Annotated in this window: 13 protein-coding genes; 4 read left to right on the top strand and 9 right to left on the bottom strand. The window is 34.0% G+C overall.

Going from position 1 to position 16,109, the window contains the following annotated elements; all coding sequences use genetic code 11:
* Positions 1 to 70 precede the first annotated feature (70 nt).
* The 4 genes from AAGD20_RS01435 to AAGD20_RS01450 all read right to left on the bottom strand — a co-directional run bounded on the left by AAGD20_RS01435 (position 71) and on the right by AAGD20_RS01450 (position 5,794).
* Entirely contained in the window at positions 71 to 634 is a 564-nt protein-coding gene (locus AAGD20_RS01435; protein WP_341749131.1) for a hypothetical protein, read from the bottom strand.
* A gap of 391 nt (positions 635 to 1,025) precedes the next feature.
* A complete protein-coding gene (locus tag AAGD20_RS01440; protein ID WP_341749132.1) occupies positions 1,026 to 1,844 on the bottom strand; it encodes a YihY/virulence factor BrkB family protein in 819 nt (272 codons plus the stop codon).
* A 585-nt stretch (positions 1,845 to 2,429) separates the two neighbouring features.
* Positions 2,430 to 4,883 (bottom strand): glycosyltransferase, encoded by a 2,454-nt coding sequence (locus tag AAGD20_RS01445; RefSeq protein WP_341749133.1) that lies wholly within the window; start codon positions 4,881 to 4,883, stop codon positions 2,430 to 2,432.
* A complete protein-coding gene (locus AAGD20_RS01450; RefSeq protein WP_341749134.1) occupies positions 4,880 to 5,794 on the bottom strand; it encodes an NAD-dependent epimerase/dehydratase family protein in 915 nt (304 codons plus the stop codon). The genes AAGD20_RS01445 and AAGD20_RS01450 overlap by 4 nt, the downstream gene beginning before the upstream one ends.
* Before the next feature lie 161 nt (positions 5,795 to 5,955).
* Between AAGD20_RS01450 and AAGD20_RS01455 the strand changes: the two genes are divergently transcribed.
* The 3 genes from AAGD20_RS01455 to AAGD20_RS01465 all read left to right on the top strand — a co-directional run bounded on the left by AAGD20_RS01455 (position 5,956) and on the right by AAGD20_RS01465 (position 8,504).
* Positions 5,956 to 7,236: a glycosyltransferase family 4 protein gene (locus AAGD20_RS01455; RefSeq protein ID WP_341749135.1), complete on the top strand. Its 1,281-nt coding sequence runs from the start codon at positions 5,956 to 5,958 to the stop codon at positions 7,234 to 7,236.
* A 90-nt stretch (positions 7,237 to 7,326) separates the two neighbouring features.
* Positions 7,327 to 7,686 (top strand): hypothetical protein, encoded by a 360-nt coding sequence (locus AAGD20_RS01460; RefSeq protein ID WP_341749136.1) that lies wholly within the window; start codon positions 7,327 to 7,329, stop codon positions 7,684 to 7,686.
* Between the two features lie 54 nt (positions 7,687 to 7,740).
* Positions 7,741 to 8,504 (top strand): IS5 family transposase gene (locus AAGD20_RS01465; RefSeq protein ID WP_341749137.1). Its coding sequence is split into 2 segments (ribosomal slippage): positions 7,741 to 8,098 and positions 8,098 to 8,504, totalling 765 coding nucleotides; the frame shifts between segments, so codons are not numbered across the junction.
* Positions 8,505 to 8,952: 448 nt separating this feature from the next.
* Here AAGD20_RS01465 and AAGD20_RS01470 read toward each other — a convergent pair.
* From AAGD20_RS01470 to AAGD20_RS01480, 3 genes are read right to left on the bottom strand one after another with little or no spacing between them, the layout of a single operon-like run.
* On the bottom strand, positions 8,953 to 11,988 hold the full coding sequence (locus AAGD20_RS01470) for an efflux RND transporter permease subunit (RefSeq protein ID WP_341749138.1): 3,036 nt from the start codon (positions 11,986 to 11,988) through the stop codon (positions 8,953 to 8,955).
* A gap of 11 nt (positions 11,989 to 11,999) precedes the next feature.
* Positions 12,000 to 12,659 carry an amino acid ABC transporter permease gene (locus AAGD20_RS01475; protein WP_341749139.1) on the bottom strand — a complete coding sequence of 220 codons (660 nt, stop codon included), beginning with the start codon at positions 12,657 to 12,659 and terminating at the stop codon, positions 12,000 to 12,002.
* Positions 12,660 to 12,881: a palindromic element RPE2 domain-containing protein gene (locus AAGD20_RS01480; RefSeq protein ID WP_341749140.1), complete on the bottom strand. Its 222-nt coding sequence runs from the start codon at positions 12,879 to 12,881 to the stop codon at positions 12,660 to 12,662.
* Positions 12,882 to 13,065: 184 nt separating this feature from the next.
* Between AAGD20_RS01480 and AAGD20_RS01485 the strand changes: the two genes are divergently transcribed.
* Positions 13,066 to 14,322 (top strand): patatin-like phospholipase family protein, encoded by a 1,257-nt coding sequence (locus AAGD20_RS01485; protein ID WP_341749141.1) that lies wholly within the window; start codon positions 13,066 to 13,068, stop codon positions 14,320 to 14,322.
* A 119-nt stretch (positions 14,323 to 14,441) separates the two neighbouring features.
* On the opposite strand, the gene AAGD20_RS01490 is transcribed toward AAGD20_RS01485, so the two are convergent.
* The gene (locus tag AAGD20_RS01490) at positions 14,442 to 14,990 is read right to left on the bottom strand and encodes a GNAT family protein (RefSeq protein ID WP_341749142.1); all 549 of its coding nucleotides are present in this window, start codon (positions 14,988 to 14,990) and stop codon (positions 14,442 to 14,444) included.
* A 15-nt stretch (positions 14,991 to 15,005) separates the two neighbouring features.
* Positions 15,006 to 15,839, bottom strand: coding sequence for a 7-cyano-7-deazaguanine synthase (locus AAGD20_RS01495; RefSeq protein WP_341749143.1), 834 nt, complete (start codon positions 15,837 to 15,839; stop codon positions 15,006 to 15,008).
* Between the last annotated feature and the right edge of the window lie 270 nt (positions 15,840 to 16,109).

Here is a 16,109-nt window from a genome sequence, read left to right on the forward strand (position 1 = left end):
ATAGGTCATTGCGAGCGAACGCCCTTGAGCGTGGCAATCCACAATTGCTACCTCCTAGCAATGACAGTTTTTAGTTTATTGTGTCACCATCCATATTTGGAAATTCTCCTAATGCGACTACAGCATTTTCATCAACTACATCACTAGTATTTGAATTGGGTGATAGATACGTATGCTCCAAGCTATCTAATTTTTCCAAAGCTTTAGTTATAGTACATTTTTTTCCAAAGTTAGTATATACAGATAAGTTACTATCTACAGATTTAGCTTCGTTAAGTGTTGTGCATATATCGTTAAATTTTGCAAGTTTATTAGTAGAACAATAATACAACACCTGCAAACAATTTTTGATTGCGTCCTTGTCCTTGTCATTGTTCTTGGATGATTTAAGCTCCTTCTTAAATAAACCCTCAATTACCTTTTCATCAAAACCCCCCTTAGTAGATGCAAGTGTACATTGTATTTCCTGAGATACACCAAATATATTGCATATTGACCAAATATCTTTAGCAATCTTTTTATTGTTTACAGCTTCAAGTATCGTCTTAGTGTTGTTTATTTCAGTGAGGCGCATTAAATTGGGATTACTGCCGATATAGTGATCTCGAGTTGCTGTATGTTTTTGTTTTGCCATAATTATAATCTTTTTTAGTTAAAATCACTAGGCTATGTGAAGGAAATTTGAATAGATCAGAATAATGATGAGCATCCCTGCTTGGCTTAATGTGACCCCTGCTCGACTTAGCGTCATACCTGCGTAAGCAGGGGTCTAGATTCCCGCCTACGCGGGAATGACAAAGTAATCAATGTCACCCCTGCGTAAGCAGGGGTCTTAGATTCTGCACCGAAGCACGAATAACAAAGGAACGAACGCGAATAACAAAGATGCAACCATTATCCCATCGTTCAAGCTTTTACTTAGATATCCTTCACATATCCTAACAAAACGGCTTGTACTACTATTTTAGCTAGGACGCAACAAAAATTCCACAAAAGTAAACAAAGATTTACTTTTATTTAACAATTCAGTGATGTTTTTTTAGCAAATAATTAAATTCTGCACCATATATAAAAATCATGTTAATAATATAAAAGAACATTAGGGTTATTATTATACCACCAAGTGAACCATATATTATGCTTAATTGGTTATAACTTCTTATCCAAGTAGATAATAAATATCCACTTATCACCCATAAAATTACTGTTAATAAAGCTCCAGGAAATACCTCTGTAAAATTTAATGTTATATTAGGGACGATATAATATAATGATGATGAGGTAATAAATAATGAACAAAAAATTATAACATATCGTAAAATAGTTAGAGCTAGCATATGTTCTTCCATTATTTGTAAAATCATCGGCAGTTTTGTCAATATTATTGGCACTATAATTAGAATGAACATAGCAAAAGTAACGAATATGCTGATTACTAAGAACTGTACTATGCTAAGTAATCTTCGTCTTATGTATGGAGGTGGTGATTTTATTTCATATACCCTATTTAAGATTGTTCTTAAACATTCAACAAAAGATGATGCGGTCCATATACTTCCTACTATCGCTACGGTCATTAGACTTTGAGGTGGAGTTTTACTAAGTTCATTTATCCTAGTTTTTATTGAGTCAGTAGCCAGTTCTGGCATACTCTCAAGAAAGATAGTTATAAAGTTCTGCCCGAGTTCTGAGGCACCAATAAAACTTGTTAATGCTAATAAAAAAACTAAAAAAGGAAAAAATGCCATGAGTATCATAAATGACATATACCCTGAATGTTCAACACCATCATGTTCAATTGTTTTTAAAATTGCCTGATATAAACATCTTATAATTCTTTTCATCAACTGACTTTATTTTGCTTTATATAGTTAAAATAATAACACTCACCTTAATGTTACCCCTGCTCGCCTTAGTGTCACCCCCACAACTGTTGAAAATTAGAAGAGGAAGCGGGTTTTAGACCGGATAGTTTAAAAATCGTATGTGGTCAACGTCTATTAGCGAGAAAGACCTTAGGTCGACGAAGCAATCCATAAAAGTAACCAAAGATGGATTGCCACGACCTACTTGCGTGGTCTCGCAATGACAGAAAACCTATCTAAAACCCGCTTTACCTTCTAACTTTCAACAGTTGTGGTGTCATCCCCACAACTGTTGAAAGTTAGAAGAGGAAGCGGGTTTAAACCGGATAGTTTAAAAATCGTATGTGGTCAACGTCTATTAGCGAGAAAGACCTTAGGTCGACGAAGCAATCCATAAAAGTAACCAAAGATGGATTGCCACGACCACTACGTGGTCTCGCAATGACAGAAAACCTATCTAAAACCCGCTTTACCTTCTAACTTTCAACAGTTGTGGTGTCACCCCTGCTTTGGTGCGGGGTCTAAATTCCGCACCGAAGCGGGAATGACAACTTATTACTCCCCTCACCTATTATGATCATTATTTATGACTGTTAGCAAATAGTTTTTTAAAGCAAGAGCATTTTTATTATATTTTCTAATAAACTCCGGTAGTTTGGAACGTATCATATCAATATTTTGTTGAACCTTTTCTATTGCTTTAAATATGGTCAGCGGACAATCAACGCGATTAACAGTTAACATATCACGTAAAAATTGATCATCATAAATATCTGCTGTAGGACCAACTAAGCAAGGCACTCCTAAACTTAGACTCTCTAAAACTATCATAGGTGAACATTCTGAATTAGTAATGTATAAAGTTAAATTAGTATTGGCAATAAGTTTTATTAGTTCTTGATGTGGTAATTGCTCTGGAAAAACTTTAAGCTCTACATCCTGCATCATCCAACAAGCATGTTTATTGTCATTAAAATGGCAATTAGTGTAACAAGAAACCTTATCTTTCAACATACTTATTGCAGCAAATTGAGGATAGAGATTTTTTATCCATATGCTAGAAGCACTCCATATACCAATTGTAAATTTACTATTCTCTATAGCTATCACCTTTTTTTCAGGCATTGATGGTATGAAGTTTTGTAATAAATAAGATTGAATACCATTAGCTATCAAAAATTGTTCTAGACCTTTCTTCAGGGTGATAATAGCCTTAATCTTATTTTGTTTATATAAATTTAACCATTTATAAAAATCTTGGCAATGATGAGAATCTACCCATTGGGCAGGAGAACCATGCCATAAAAAGTAAATATCTAAATAATTATCAGCCTTAAGCTGATGCAACTTTTCTACTAATTGAGCATGAACATCAAGCCCACCCGATATAACTAATTTTTTAATGCCTGTTTTGATAATTAACTGAGCTATTTTAGTGATAATTTTGTTAGGTAAATATGCATTAATATAATTTAGCAAAATATTTGCTTTGCCTATAGGAAAAGGAATTATTTGGTCAAATAATTCTTTAGTGGAGTTAGCGACTCCAGGAAAAGTACTAGAATATATTACGTAGATATCGTCAATAGACCTCTTGTAAAACTCTACTTCTGATGGTAATTTGGACAATGATGCGGTACTCGAATCCTCACATACACTAGAGTACGCTGCGGTTCTGCGTTCCGTGTCTCCTACAAATTCCTCAGCATAAGCGAGTTTTGTAAGAGGTCTAATATCCTTTTGCTGTCCTTGGTATTTGATTATAAAATTTTTAAAATTATCATAATCATTTTCTGAAGAACAAGAATAAAGCATTGTAATTATTCGTCTAGCAAGCAATCTAACCCAATAATATCTTAGAAGAGGTTGTGCTATCTTTTTTAACAAACGAATAGAACGGATTTTATCAATTATCGATGGAGCTTCGCCCTTATTAACAAGGTTGATATCTCTTAAAATTTGTTGCTTTATTTGTAAATTTTGTTTTTTGTTATGATTTTTTACTGAAATATCTATAAACGAAAGCCATAAATTTTGCAAATGGGCTTTATCGGCAAAGATTTTTTGATAAGCAAGAAAATTTTGCTGTTTAATTTTTGCTAGTAAATCTCGGTCAACATCTAATTTTTTCATTGCCTCCGTAAGATACGGATGATTTCTATTGATTATAAACTGATGTTGTATATCAGGTAGCACCTCCCGGACAATCCCCACGTCAGTAGTAATAATTGCACAACCAAATGCCATCGCTTCAATAAGCGTCAACGGTGTTCCTTCTTGCACTGAGGCTATTAGCAAAATGTCTGTTTCTTTTAGAGTATCCCAAACTTCTTGTTTTGAGTGTAGTCGCTTATTTTTATCTATTATACATTTTTTGATATGAATTTTCTCATGCTCAAGCTGTTCTAGGGCTGGCATAATTACTGTTTTTAGACCTTTGTAATCGTCAATAGTACTATACCAACTTTCCCAAGCACTATTACCAATCCATGTGATAACTAGCTGACTAGAGGCTAAACCAATTTTAGGATCAGGAGCAATTTGTGAATCTGGAATTAATACATTATCATAAATTACTTGCCACGGTTTTGGATATTCTGGGATATTTGCATAAATATCATACAATCTTTTAGAGCTAGTGTAATAGTTGTCAATAAATCGGAAAGTTGGTAGATTTTTTAGTATGTCAGATTCATTTTCAATAAATAAATGATCAGGTATGCTAATGGTAATGGCAATATTTAATAATTTTTCAATATTACTATTAGTGTTAATACCGTTATCTGCTATAATTTGCAGTAAGTGCGTTAAATACCCGCGATGAAAAAAATGTATTAATTTAATAGAATTATATTGGTTTAAATTAATTAAAAACTCCTCCGATGTTTTATAATCACAACTATAAATTATATGACAATCATATTGATCATTTAACAAAGATTGAACAAACGAAGCAACGTTATCAAAAGCCCACCCCCTAATATCCGCTACTAAAATCAGGGTTTCTTTGGAATTCATAAATTTACGCTAAATAACTCTAATAATCCAGTTGCTAACTCATATGTTGCTTTATAATTTAACATCTGCTGAGCCAATTCTGGGCTGCCAACAGAAGTATTTATACTACCAACTTGAGGTGGTAGATATTTTATTCCTTTGATAACAGCGATTTTATCAATTAATTGAATAAGTTCATTTATAGAATAGGCACGTCCTGTGCAAACATTTAGTACTGGTGCCGATGATGCCGCCATAGATAAGGCTCTAACACACATATTTGTTACATCTGAAACATGTATAAAGTCCCGACTTTGATTTCCATCACCAAAAATCACCAACTCTTTACCATCTTTCACTTGTTCTCTAAATATTGATATTACACCAGAATAATCAGAATTTTTAGGTTGTCCTGTACCATAAACATTAAAAAAGCGTAAACCACAACTTTTAAGAGATTTAACCTCGCCAAAAGCCTTAGCTTGTAGCTCGCAGGCATATTTATCCGCCGCATAAGGAGAAAGTGGACTCACTTTGCCATTTTCTTGTAGAGGAAAATCACTGATCTTGCCGTAAACAGCAGCAGATGACGCATATACCACAGGAATATTTTGTTTACTTGCCTGAAGGAAGATATTAATGGTTCCTGTTAAATTTACTTGATGGCTATAGTGCCAATTATTAATTGATTCCTGCACACTTGCCACTGCTGCAAGATGAAAACAACCCTCGATATTTCTAAATACTTTCTTCACAATATCTTGATCTAAAATATTTCCTTGAATAAACTCAATATTTTTATCAAGTGAACTATTAAAGGTACCAGTTGAAAGATCATCCAATATGACAACTTGGTGTCCTTCTTTGGTTAATAATTTAACAAGGTGCGAACCAATGAAACCAGCTCCACCAGTGACTAAATATCTTGACATATACTATATAATAAGTTTAATTCAATTATACTAAAATGATTTGAAGAGTTTGCTCCGCAAGACTGTAGGTAATTCGCGTACTCACCCTTTGGTTATTGTCCCCATTTCCCAAATCATTTGAGTATGATTTTATGTTATAGAGTTATTATAAAGAAAAATAAATGAAAAAAATCATTATTTTTACAAATACAGATTGGCACTTTTATAACCATCTTCTGCCAATTGCTTTGACTGCTAAAATTAAAGGATATGAAGTTAAAGTACTAACAGATATTAGTGAATTTAAAGATAAAATAGAACAGCATAATTTACCAGTAATTCCAATTTCAATAAAGCGTGGAAGTATTAACCTTTTTACTGATTTACTATTATTAATCAAGCTAATCAGAATATTAAATAAGGAAAAACCTGATATATTACATAATTTCACTATAAAACCAATTTTTTATGGAAGTATCAGTGCTTTTCTGTGCAATACACCACAAATCATTAACACTTTTGTTGGTATGGGTTTATTGTTTATCAGCAATAAATTTTTACTAAAATGCCTTAGGAAGATCATAGTTAAAATATTATCCCTAATAAGCTATTATAAAAGTATGTTATTTGTTGTACAAAATGATGATGATTTAGCTTTAGTGGTGAAATTAGGTATAGCAAACTCTATTAGCATTACAGCAAATTCACAAACGTCATTGCGAGGAGCCGCTTTGCGGCGACGCGGCAATCCCAAAATGGTCAGGAATGGATTGCTTCGTCGGCTCATGCCTTCTCGCAATGACCCCAGTTTGCTATGGATAGGTACTAATCAGGTTAGCCATATTGCTCCACCAAATTTAGTCATTAAACAATGTAGTGTTGGTATAGAAACCAAGAAATTCCCTCTCCTACCAGAACCGTTAGGTAATAAAATAGTAGTTGCCTTAGTAGCTAGAATGCTTATTGATAAAGGTGTATATGAATTTATATATGCCGCAAAAATATTAAAACAGAAAAATATCGATGCTGAATTCTGGTTAGTTGGTCAGCCTGAACAAAATAATAAACAATCAATAGCACAATCCATATTGGAAGACTACCAAAATCTAGGATATATCAAATATCTTGGATATCAGAAAGATATAGAAGAAATATGGAAAAAAGCCCACATCGCCGTATTACCCTCCTATCGTGAAGGACTAAGCCGCTCCCTTTTAGAGGCTGGGGCATATGGTAGAGCGATTATTACTACTAACGCTCCAGGTGGCAGAGAATTAATACAAGACAAAATAAATGGGTTATTAGTCAAACCTCAAAATATAGAAGATTTAGCAATAGCTATGGAGCTGCTAATCACTAGACCTTCGTTACGAAAACATCTTGGTGTGCAAATTCGACAAGATATTTTAGAAAAATATGACAACCAATTAATCTCTGAGAAGATGGTTAATTTTTATGGCTAACCCTTAGGCTTTATAGCAAAATTACGTCATTGCAAGCGAATGAATGTGAACGTGACAATAACCTATATTTTAACTAAAAAGATTATAATTATGGCAAAACAACAAGATACTCGATCATTTAGAATTCCTGAATCATTAATGTACGATGAAATACAAAATTCTAAGATGATACTTAAAACTGTAAAAATTTTGAATATTCCAAATCCCAATGTTCTAGAGATACTTGATATATTTGAACAAAATAATATAGCTGTATATACTGATTTTAAAGATGGGTGTACTGTAGAACAAGCTCTGTTAAAACTAGAAACAAGATATGTTCCACAGGATATACTAGATTTTCATGCATCCTGGGTGCAAGATTCTCAATCTATACTGGAACCTTTGTATAAATATACTTCAGATATACATGATTCTAGGGTATGTCGTCACGAGATTGTGATTGCATAATTTTATGTGATTTGTTATTATAATTGTAGTAATAAAAATAGGCGATAAGAAGCAATGAGTTTAGCACATAGAAGACATGATATAAGCGATGAGCTTTGGAATAAGATAGAAAGTAATTTACCTGGTCAGAAAGGTTGTTGGGGAGGTATTGCAAGAGACAATAGAACTTTTATAAATGCAGTGATGTGGATATTTAGAACGGGAGTTCCATGGAGAGATTTGCCTCCTGATTATGGCAATTGGAAGAATGTACACAGAAGATTCTGTAGATGGCGTGATAATGGGATATGGGAGAATTTGCTAAATATTTTTATAAATGCTCCTGATTTTGAATGGTTAATGATAGATTCTACATTTGTAAAAACTCACAAAGCAGGACTTGGAGCGAAAGGCGGGAATCAAACGGTTAGTCGCACAAAAGGGGACTCAATACAAAGGTACATATGGCCGTGGATGCGTATGGTATGCCGGTCAGAATTATTGTTACAGAAGGTTCCAGAAATGATTGTACTCAAGCTTGTGAGTTAATCCAGAATATGGAGGCACAACATCTTATGGCTGATAAAGCTTACGATACAAACGCCATAATAGAATCGGCTGTGAATGCAAACATAATTCCTGTAATACCATCAAAAAGAAACAGGAAGATTCAAAGAGAGATAGATAAATATCTATATAAGCTAAGGCACATTATTGAAAATACATTTCAAAAATTTAAAGAATGGCGTGGTATAGCAACAAGATATGCTAAAAATACAAAATCATACATGGCGGGTCTTTGTTTAAGGGCTTTACTAATGTGGGCTCAAATCTCGTGACGACACACCCTAGTAGAGATGAAGTTAATAGTTTAGGAGACTCTGGTACTCTTAGATATTTAGGTGATTGATTCACCTTATGCAAATTGCATAAAAGTACAAGACGTCATTGCAAAAAAAACTGTAGCTCGACGAAACAATTGTGTCATACCTGCGTAGGTAGGGTATCCAGATTCCCGCCTATGCAGGAATGACAATTTACAACTCAGTGTTATCCCTACGAAAGCAGGTATCTAAAAATGCCCTGAGGTATTATAGATTCCGCACCGAAGCGGGAATGACAAATTTTGCGTTTAAAGATAGATGTCGTGACTCGGATATATTCAAATTTTCTTCAAGCAACCTACTATTTATAAGCTCTGCAAAAAACTTGTTTTCTACTTTATTTTCTTAAACTGACGCCTATGCCCTCACAATGACATCTGTGAATTTGCGGTCACTAATTGGGTTAGCTATATTTAATCTCCCTTTTAAAACTTTGATATAAAACTGGAATAACAAATATAGTAAATAGAGTACCAATAGTCATACCACCCACTATTACTAAACCAATAGACTTTTGAGCTTCGGCTCCTGCTCCTGAGGCGATAACTAATGATACTGCCCCAAAAATGCTTGCTAAAGTAGTCATTAGAATTGGTCTAAGCCTTAAGCTAGAAGCTTTAGTTACAGCTTCTCTAATATTTAATCCTTGGCTTCTTAAGTTATTAGTAAATTCTACGATCATAATAGAATTTTTTGTGATCAAACCAATTAAAGTGAGCAAGCCAATACCACTATACATATTAAACGTATTACCAAATATCCAGAGTGCTAATACGCCACCAGTAAATGAAAATGGTACAGCAATAAGGATTAATATCGGATCAGTAAAACTTTCAAATTGTGCTGAAAGCACTAAGTAAATAAACAATAAAGCAAATAAGAACGTAGTAGTCATAGTACCTTCTGATTCAGCCTTTTGCTTAATTTCGCCAATATATTCTAGAATAGTGGTATTATTATCCAATAATTCATTAGCTATGTTATTCACTTGCTTTATTGCATCGGTAATTTTTTGGTTTGGGGCTAAATCTGCCGAGATGGTTACTGATCTAGCATTATTATAATGATTATAAAATTTGATAGATACTTTCTCAACTATATTAGCCACGACATTTAATGGTAATAAATTATTAGTTGGTTTATTGGTTGGTATCAGTATCTTACTAAAGTGATCGATATTACTACGATGTTTTAAATTATACTGCATAGTTATATCATACAATTCATTGCCCATTCTAAAATCACCAAGCTGCTTTCCTGCTAGCAAATATTGCAATGTTAACCCTATATTTTCTAAACTCACACCATAAAGGTAAGCTTTATCTCGGTTAACAATTACGTCAATGATCGGAGAGAAATCTACATTACTATAAACATTCATATTCATAAAAGCTGGTTTTTTCTTCATAGCCTCCACGAATTTCTCTGATATTTGAACTAATTGCTCATATTCAAGTGAGGATTGCAAAGTAAATTCCACAGCATGTTCAGCATTACCGCTAATTAATGAACGGTGTGGTCTTGCAAAAGCCGATATTCCAGTTATTTGTTGAAATTGCTGATTAAGTAAGTTTATTATAGTTGTTTGTGACATTGACCTTACCTTCCAGTCTTTAAGAGGCACAAAACCATGACTACCTTCTGGATACGTCATCATCAAATAACCTAATATATCTTTGTAAGAACTAAGTATTTTCTCAACTTCTATTACTGCTTTTTCTGATTGTTCACTATTAGAGCCTTGAGGACTAGAGAAGGAAATCTGCACTAAACCATCATCTTCCTGAGGGATAAACACCTTTGGGACAAAGATAAAACTAACGACTAGCAGCACTAAAGATAGGGCAATAATAAGCGAGAATTGCTTTTTATGATCAAAAGCAAGATTTAAATAGACCAAATACTTGCTTTGGACTAATTTAATAAACTGGTCAAATTTAATTAAAAACCCTAAGGAAGGTTGATCATTTTTGCCAATCATGCGACTTGCCATCATTGGCGTCAAAGTTAAAGCAACAAAACCAGAAACTAACACACAGAATGCTAAGGTCCAAGCAAATTCAATGAATAACTTGCCCATAAATCCATCAATAAAACCTATTGGTAAGAATACTGAGGCAAGTGTTATAGTCATTGCTATAATAGCAAAACCAATTTCCTTAGATGCCAGAGTGGCAGATTCCATAGCAGAATGCCCCATCTCATTGTATCTAAAAATATTTTCCAACATTACTATTGCATCATCTACCACCAAACCAATAGCCAATATCATTGCTAAAAGGGTAAATATGTTAATAGAAAACCCTAAATAATACATGAAAATAAATGTACCAATCAACGATACAGGAATAGTTACAAGTGGTATCAAAGTGATTCTTGCTGATGCCAGGAATAAATATACTACTATTATAACTAAAATTAATGCTTCAAAGATCGTGAAGAATACTGATTTGACTGAGGCATTAACTGGAATTGACGCATCATAAGCTATATCAATTGTTATATTTTTAGGTAGATTATTTTTAATTTTATCTAGTGACGACCTAACTTCTTTAGATAAATCAAGAAAGTTTGCCTTTGATTGTTTTTTTACTGTAAGTGCTACCGAGCTTTTGCCGTTATATCTAAAAGTTACATCATCTTCTAGAGAAGCTAAATATATTTTAGCAATATCTTGTAACCTTAATATACTAGTATCGTTCACTTTTAATATAATTTGTTCAAACTGTTCCGGTTTACTTAAAGAACCATCTAATCTTATATCAAAATCACGACTGGCGGTTTTAATAGTTCCCGCCGGATAAGAAATAGTTTGTTTTTTTATAGCATTTTCAATTTCCAACACCGACATTTTATGCTGATATAATTTTACCGGATCTGGCTCTATCCGCATAGAATAATCTTTACCATGTACTTTAACTTCACCTATTGTTTCAAGCTTATCTAAAACGCTTTTCACACTCTCTTGAACAATTTTAGTTAATTGTAAATCACTATATACATCACTACTAACAGTTAAGATCAAATCAACAAACTTATTTCCATCTTGCTTACTAACACGAGGTGCTTGCATATCTTTTGGCAATATACGACTTATCGCAGCAATTTTAGACCGAACATCGTTTAAGGATACTTCGATATTAGCCGATGATAAAAATGTTAAAAAGATATAGCTACTACCTGTCGCACTTTGGGAAGTGATAGAATCAAGATTTTTTATAGTTTTTAGAGCCTTTTCAATACGAGTGGTAATTTCTTTTTCCATATAAAGAGCATCCGCCCCAGGATAATCTGCATGTACTGTTATTACAGGAAAAGAGATATCGGGAATCCCCCTAATTTGTAGTTTAGTAAAAAATACAGCTCCTAAAATAACAATTACTAGGCTCAGAACTGTTGCAAATACTGGACGCTTGATGCATATTTCACTTAAATACATATAAACAAATCTTATTCAATACCAATTGTTAATTTTTTCTCAAGAATTTTGGCTAAGTTACTAATAATTATTACCATAACATAATAACAAAACCCTGCTATTAACAGAGGCGTAAAATAAGTATAATGTTCCTGTGATACTAGCTGAGCTCTCCGCATTAAATCCATTCCACCGATCATTGATATAATCGATGATTCTTTGATTAGGTTAATAAGCTCATTAACCAGTGAAGGTAAAATATTTCTTATAGCTTGCGGTAAGATGATATCTTTGATCATTAATCTTTCAGGTATGCCTAACGCCTTAGCCGCTTCAATCTGCCCCTTGTCAACAGCATTCATTCCAGCTCTAATTATTTCCGAAACATACGCCCCTGAATTTAATGAGAAAGCTATGGTACCTGCAGCGAATACTCCAAACTTAATACCAATTACCCCAGGCAAACCAAAATAAATTATGCTAAGTTGGATAAGTAGTGGTGTACCACGAAAAATTGATGTATAAAAATTAGCAAATAACCTTAAGGCATGACTTTTGCTTACCTTACAAATTGCTAGTAAAGTACCGATAATCAATCCAAATAACACCGAAACTAAGCTATATTTCAGTGTTACTACCATCCCTTCTATAATATAGAATATAGAAGAGAAATCAAGTAATTGCTCAAACATCTAATATTTCCAACTGTCGGTACAACTAATCCATTCCTTAGTATTACCTATCCGTTCATCTGCTAATTTATAGTCAATTGATGAGAAGTTGGTGACGTCGTCACTCGTCGCTCGTCTATTACTTATAGGCGTCGCTCCATCGCTCCTGCTACCCAATTCTCCTGAATTGACTATAGCTAATATTTTCTCATCTAAAGACACTAATAATCGTTTAGCTACCACAAGATCACTCCAATTTATTTATTATTATTATTTAATTGTACCACATTTGTAACTCGATAATCAAATTTTTTGCATAGTTTTGTCAATTTGTTTTATTTATCATTATAAATTCATTTGCTATAATGCAAACTTTATAATAATTTAAAATTAGTGAAAAATTTTAAATTAAGCTATAGAGATTATGATGAGTAAAAGATTAAACGAAAAAAATACAATTCTTTGTATTTCAGGTGGTGGAGTAAAAGGAATAGCTGCATTAGTTATCCTTGAAAAAATAGAAGAGATTACAGGGCTACCTATATCTAAATTATTTAACATTATTTCTGGTACTAGCGTTGGTGGGTTAATTGCTGCGTTGTTAACTCTCCCTAAAGAACAAGGGTCGAAAGAGCCTCGTTATTCAGCCAAAGAAGCGTTAGAATTATTTGAGAATAGTGCTGCTGAAATCTTCCCTAAAAGTTGCTTTAACTGTGGAATAATAAAACACAAATATACCCCAAAACCTTTGGAAGAAATGTTGGAAAAACATTTAGGGGACAATAGATTAATCGATACTCTCTGTCGTCTTATTATACCAGTTGCTGATTTGAACGAGGGAAGAGATAGTATCAAGGTCTTTGATAGCAAGGATAAGCATAGCACACATGTTAGAACAAAGTATGTACTTCTTGCAACTACTGCAGCACCTACCTATTTTCCAGTAGTTGCTAATAGTGAAGCTGTACGCGATTATGACTACGCTGCTGGCACGCCTTATGCTTTGGCTGATGGTGGTCTTGGGGCTAATCGCCCAGCTGCTATAGTGCTACAGATACTTAAAGAAGGTCATACTTATCATGAACAAGCAGATATTTTACAGCGTACCACAATTTGTTCTATCAATTTTGTTGTAGATGACAAGGTAAAAGCTCAGATACCGTCAGCTAATTTTGATGGAGTATTAGGGTGGTTGCTTAATGGCTTAGTTGATATGATTATGAAAAATGATGAAGAAGGTGATGCAACTGAGGTTAGGTTAGATTTAACAGGTGAAGGGCAAAATACAGAAATAATGCTGCCTATTACCAAAGAATGTAAAAATTTAGATGATGCTAGTGAAAGTAATATAACAAAATTAAAGCTAATCGCTGAACAATATTTAGCAAATAATTCTAAATTGATGCAAGATCTATGTGACAGATTAGTGGCTAATTACAAAGCTAATCTTGAAGAGGATGAAGGTTTAAATGCAGATTCAAACGCAATGGTAGATGATAAAATTAATGACGAAGGATATGGAAGTGGTGCTATAGTCAATTCAGGGGAATTTGGGGCTAGGAACGATGGAGCGACGAGTGCCAACGTCAGCAACTTTTCATCAATTGACTATATCTCATTTCCCTATGCTCAAGAAATGATGGAACTTGAAGGGGTAGAGACCGACTATATCTCCCAACATTAATCTGATAGTTATGCATTAAGCTATTTTATAGTCAATTCAGGAGAATTTGGGGCTAGGAACGATGGAGCAACGCCTATAAGTAATAGGCGAGCGACAAGTGACAACGCCCCAACTTCTCATCAATTGACTATAGCATAAATATAATAATCTCTATGTATTCCTTGCACAATCTCATATTTTTTGAGCAATCCCTCTTTAACAAAATTACATCGTTCCAAAACCTTAATTGAGCGAGTATTGTCAGTTATAACAGTTGCTTGGGTGCGAACAATTCCAGCATATTCGATAAACCTTAAAATAGCTTTGATAGATTTCAGCATAATTCCTTTACCCCAAAATTCCGGATCAAGATCGTAACTTATTTCTGCTTTGAGGTGCATTGCAGAAACACTATTAAACCCAACAGTCCCTATAAGTTTATTAGTATCTTTGAGGGAAATAGCCCAGTAAAATCCCCGATGATTATGAAATAAGCTGGACCAATATCTTATCTCATCAGTAGCTTGAGCCGTGTCCGATGGACAATTTTGTTCGGTCAGGAATGGTAGCATTTCTGGCTTATTCATATAGGTAAAATAGTTTTCGGAATCATCACTAGTTAATTCCCTAAGCACTATATTACCTAGGTCTAATACAGGAAATTGATGATATATAGAGTGGTTCAGCATATGTTAGAAAATAATTTATTTTTTATAATTAGCGGGGTCAGTTACATTATTCTCTTCAAAGGCTTTAAGTCTAGTTAAGCATGAAAGACATGTGCCACAAGATAGCCCATCATCTGATGGATCATAACAAGAAATCGTTTTGGAATAATCTACGCCTAATTCTAGACCAGCCTTGATAATTTCTCCCTTTGACATATTTATTAAGGGAGCATGAATGGTAATTTGTTTACCTGACACTCCTACAGCAGTTGCCAGATTTGCCAGATTATTAAAAGCTGCTAAATATTCCAGACGGCAATCTGGATAATTAGCGGAATCAGTTGCATGTATCCCTATAAAAATATCAAAAGCTCCTATTATTTCACTAAATCCTAAAGCATAACTTAAAAATATGGTGTTACGTGCTGGTACATAAGTAACTGGTATACTCTTCTGCTTTGAAGAATTGGTTCCGCAAAACTTCGGGGCATTCGCGTACTCACGTACTAAGTGTACGCTCCGCTCGCTCACCCCTTGTTTTACGTTCCAATTCTCCAAATCATTTGAGTATATAATCTGCTGCTTTGAGTATAGATCATTCTGTAATTCACTATGATCTTTATATTTTGGTACGTCTATGGCATTGTCAGTAAGAGCTGATCCGCCAAAGTTACGTAAATCAATATTTACAATTTTATGCTGTTTGATGTTATAGTTGTTAACTAATTGCTTAACCTTCTCCAGTTCAACATTATTGCGTTGAGAATAGTTGAAACTTATGGCATAAATTTCGTAATTCATTTTTTCCATCATGGCTAGTACGGTAGCTGAATCTGCACCACCACTAACTAAAGCTACTGCCTTTTTCATAATAATCTGCATCCGTTTATCATTAATATATATAGCTAATCCGATTAGCACTACTCTGCCTATTAGCGAGCCGTAGTATCACTCGACTAAGCACTTGCAAGTTATCATTCCCACTTCCCTTTGCCCTTCCCGCTTCCCATTGTCATTCCCGCGTAGGCAGGAATCTGGATACCTGCCTACGCAGGTATGACAAAACAGCATTGCTTCATCGCTACTAAGTGGCTTCTCGTAATGACCTATTGGACTTCTATATCTTTGAGTATATAGCAA

This window comes from Candidatus Tisiphia endosymbiont of Sialis lutaria (assembly GCF_964026535.1).
Taxonomy (GTDB): domain Bacteria; phylum Pseudomonadota; class Alphaproteobacteria; order Rickettsiales; family Rickettsiaceae; genus Tisiphia.